Origin of the sequence: Halorubrum sp. Boch-26, assembly GCF_029889805.1 — an archaeon.
Classification (GTDB): Archaea; Halobacteriota; Halobacteria; order Halobacteriales; family Haloferacaceae; genus Halorubrum.
This window is the reverse complement of sequence record NZ_JARANT010000152.1, coordinates 1-3297: the sequence shown is the minus strand read 5'-3', so window position 1 is coordinate 3297 and position 3297 is coordinate 1. Positions and strand designations below refer to the sequence as shown.

The window sequence follows — 3297 nt, the reverse complement described above, 5'->3', positions numbered from 1 at the left end:
CCTCCGCGCTCCGCCTTTGTCGTGTGGTCTTTGAGAGGGGTATAAGATTCTGAGGTCGGTGACGCTGCCGGTCCCGGAGACGTTCGCGCTCGTCGCGGTGAGCGGACCGGTCTCGCGGAGGAGCGCCCTGGCGACCGGTTGGTCCGGGACGCGGAGCCCGACCCGGTCGCCGCCGGCGGTGAGCGCGTCGGGGATCGCGTCGCCTCGCTCGACGACGACGGTCACGGGGCCGGGGAGGAACGCACGGGCGAACGCGACCGCGAACTCCGTGGGTCGGGCGTATCGAAGCGCGCCGTCGACGCTCGCGGTGCCCAGAGAGAGCGGGTTCGACCGGTCGCGGCCCTTCAGGTCGAACACGCGCTCGACGGCGACGGGATCGAGAGCGTCCCCCCCGAGGCCGTACACCGTCTCCGTGGGGTAGACGACGAGCTCGCCGTCGGCGACCGCCGCGGCCGCCCGGCGGACGTCCTCCCGGCGGCTCGCGGCGTCGCGCCCGGAGGTCGGTCCGGTATGCGGTTCTCGGTCTCCGGTGTCGTCCGTCACGATCGCCCGTTCGGTTGCGGTTTAAAAAAGGGTGACGCGTGTGGTCGATTCCGGTGCGGTCGCGGTGAGCGGTGACGCGAACCGCCGTCACGTGGGTCGTCCGTGGATCAGTCCGCGAGCCCGCACGGGCCCTCAGTCGACGAGCCGGTCGATCGCGTCGTCGATCGCCTCGGCGTCGGGGAACTCGGGGTGCTCGCTCGCGACCCACGCGTACTCGACGGTGCGGTCGCCGTCGAGGAGGAACACGGCCGGGCGCGCCTCGGTGACTCCGGTCATGCCGTCGATGTCGTGGGCGACGCCGTACTCCTCGATCACACCCGCACCGGGGTCCGAGAAGATCCGGACGCCCTCGCCGCGCCCGGCCAGCAGGCGCTTGTGGGCGTACGGCGACGAGATGGAAAGGCCGAGAACGTCGAGGTCGTCGGCCCAGCCGTGGTCGTCGATCGTGTTGTACAGGTACGTCCCCTGGAAGGCGCCGTCCATCGGGTGGAAGACGAGGAGCGTCGGCCCGTTCACGAGGCCGTCGAGCGCGCGGTCCTCCCAGTACTCCTCGTTCACGAGCGGGCGGGTGAAGTCGGGCGCCGTGTCGCCCTCGGCGACGTGGTCAGTCTCGGGGAGGGAGACGACGTCGAAGTCGGGCATCTCAGGCACCTCCCTCGCCAGCTGCGCGGCCCCCGTCGGTCGCCGCGTCGTCATCTGCGCGGCCCCCGTCGGTCGCCGCGTCGTCATCTGCGCGGCCCCCGTCGGTCGCCGCGTCTCCGTACGTCCCTTCCAGGTACTCCACGATGTTCGCGCTCTCGGACATCGTCACGCCGGTCTCGTGGTCGATGATCGCCGGGACGCTCCGGGCGCCCGAGACGCGCTTGACGACGTTCCGTTCCGAGTGCATCGGCTCGACGTACCGCGACCGGTACTCCAGCCCGAACCGGTTCAGGGTCCGAACGACGCGCTCGCAGTACGGGCACGCCTGTAGCCTGTACAGGGTGATCTGTGGCTCCGTCATAGACGGTGATTCGGCCGCGGGACGTGTAATCGTGTCGGCCGCGGCACGCTCCGTGACGCCTCCTCAGATTTCGCCGTCGGCCGTCGGGTCGTCCGGCAATGTTCCGGATCGCCCGTCGACCCGGGGCGTCGAAGGTAATCCTTTAACCGTCCGCCGCCGGAAGACGAATGAACATGGGCTTGTCGTCGAGCACGCTGACGGCCGATCTGCTACAGCTGCCGCTGCCGGGGGACAACGCCGTGATCCTTCTCGGCGTCCTCGCGATCGCGGTGCTGATCGGGCTGTCCGCGTTCTTCTCCTCGTCGGAGATCGCGATGTTCTCGCTCCCACAGCATCGCGTCGACAGCCTCGTGGACGAGGGGGTCACGGGTGCGAAGACCATTCAGGAGATGAAGGAGAACCCGCACCGACTGCTGGTGACGATCCTCGTCGGCAACAACATCGTCAACGTCGCGATGACCTCCATCGCGACCGCGCTGTTCGGCTTCTTCCTCTCCAGCGGCCAGTCCGTGCTGGCGACGACGTTCGGGATCACGACGCTGGTGCTGATCTTCGGCGAGAGCGCGCCCAAGTCCTACGCCGTCGAGAACACCGAGTCGTGGGCGCTCAAGATTGCCCGCCCGCTGAAGGCGTCGGAGTACGCGCTGTACCCGCTCGTGGTCCTGTTCGACTACATCGTCAAGGGCGTCAACCAGGTCATCGGCGGATCGGCGGCGATCGAGTCGACGTACGTCACCCGCGACGAGATCCAGGACATCATCGAGACGGGCGAGCGCGAGGGCGTCATCGAGGAGGAGGAGCGGGAGATGCTCGACCGCATCTTCCGGTTCAACAACACCATCGCCAAGGAGGTGATGACGCCTCGCCTCGACGTCACCGCGGTCGCGAAGGAGTCGTCGGTCGAGGAGGCGATCGAGACGTGCATCCAGGCCGACCACGAGCGCGTCCCCGTCTACGAGGGGAACCTCGACAACATCATCGGCGTGGTGACCGTGCGGGACTTAGTCCGCGAGCTGCGCTACTCCGAGGGAGAGCCCTCGCTTGAGCGCGTCGTGAAGCCGACGCTCCACGTCCCCGAGTCGAAGAACGCCGACGAACTGCTCGCGGAGATGCAGGAGAACCGCCTTCAGATGGTCACCGTTATCGACGAGTTCGGCACCACGGAGGGGATCATCACCTTGGAGGACATGGTCGAGGAGATCGTCGGCGAAATTCTGGAGGGCGACGAGGAGGCGCCCGTCGAGTTCCTCGAGGAGAACGTCGCCGTCGTCCGAGGCGAGGTGAACATCGACGAGGTCAACGAGATTCTCGGGATCGACTTGCCCGAGGGCGAGGAGTTCGAAACGCTCGCCGGCTTCGTGTTCAACCGCGCCGGGCGCCTCGTCGAGGAGGGCGAAGAGATCGAGTTCGACGCGATCCGGATCCGGATCGAGCGCGTGGACAATACTCGGATCATGTCCGCGCGGGTCACCGTGCTCGACGTCGACGGAGACGAGGGTGAGGACGGCGAGGCGGCCGAGACGGTCACCGACGACGCGGTATGAGACGTTTATAACTAATCCCCAGCTGGCTCCGGCCGTTTTTAAATAGTTGCCGTCGATGACACGGAGGGGGCTCACAACGCCCTAGTCGCTCGGTCACAGTTCTCTGACAACTGGTCGCCGGTGACCACCTCCAAAGCTCCGGCCTGCCCCTTTGAGTCCCGCCCCGCACAGCGCCCCTTTGAGTCAGGCTCTTAAACACATCAGACG

General features: G+C 67.3%; 4 protein-coding genes. 1 reads left to right on the top strand and 3 read right to left on the bottom strand.

Translation table 11 applies throughout. The features are described 5' to 3' along the window. The 3 genes from OQF71_RS14225 to OQF71_RS14215 form a co-directional block, all read right to left on the bottom strand. On the bottom strand, positions 1-543 hold a 543-nt coding region (locus OQF71_RS14225; protein WP_280588466.1), incomplete at its 3' end, for an L-threonylcarbamoyladenylate synthase. 132 nt (positions 544-675) lie between these two features. Beyond that, positions 676-1185 (bottom strand): redoxin domain-containing protein, encoded by a 510-nt coding sequence (locus tag OQF71_RS14220; protein ID WP_280588464.1) that lies wholly within the window; start codon positions 1183-1185, stop codon positions 676-678. 1 nt (position 1186) lies between these two features. After that, positions 1187-1546, bottom strand: a complete 360-nt coding sequence (locus OQF71_RS14215; RefSeq protein ID WP_345781996.1) for a glutaredoxin — start codon at positions 1544-1546, stop codon at positions 1187-1189. Positions 1547-1719: 173 nt separating this feature from the next. On the opposite strand from OQF71_RS14215, the gene OQF71_RS14210 reads away from it, so the two are divergent. After that, positions 1720-3090: a hemolysin family protein gene (locus OQF71_RS14210; RefSeq protein ID WP_280588463.1), complete on the top strand. Its 1371-nt coding sequence runs from the start codon at positions 1720-1722 to the stop codon at positions 3088-3090. Positions 3091-3297 lie beyond the last annotated feature (207 nt).

Bases quoted from the DNA above. Each gene is read 5' to 3' on its own strand.
- OQF71_RS14220 (WP_280588464.1), bottom strand. From the start codon at position 1,185: ATGCCCGACTTCGACGTCGTCTCCCTCCCCGAGACTGACCACGTCGCC.
- OQF71_RS14215 (WP_345781996.1), bottom strand. From the start codon at position 1,546: ATGACGGAGCCACAGATCACCCTGTACAGGCTACAGGCGTGCCCGTAC.
- OQF71_RS14210 (WP_280588463.1), top strand. From the start codon at position 1,720: ATGGGCTTGTCGTCGAGCACGCTGACGGCCGATCTGCTACAGCTGCCG.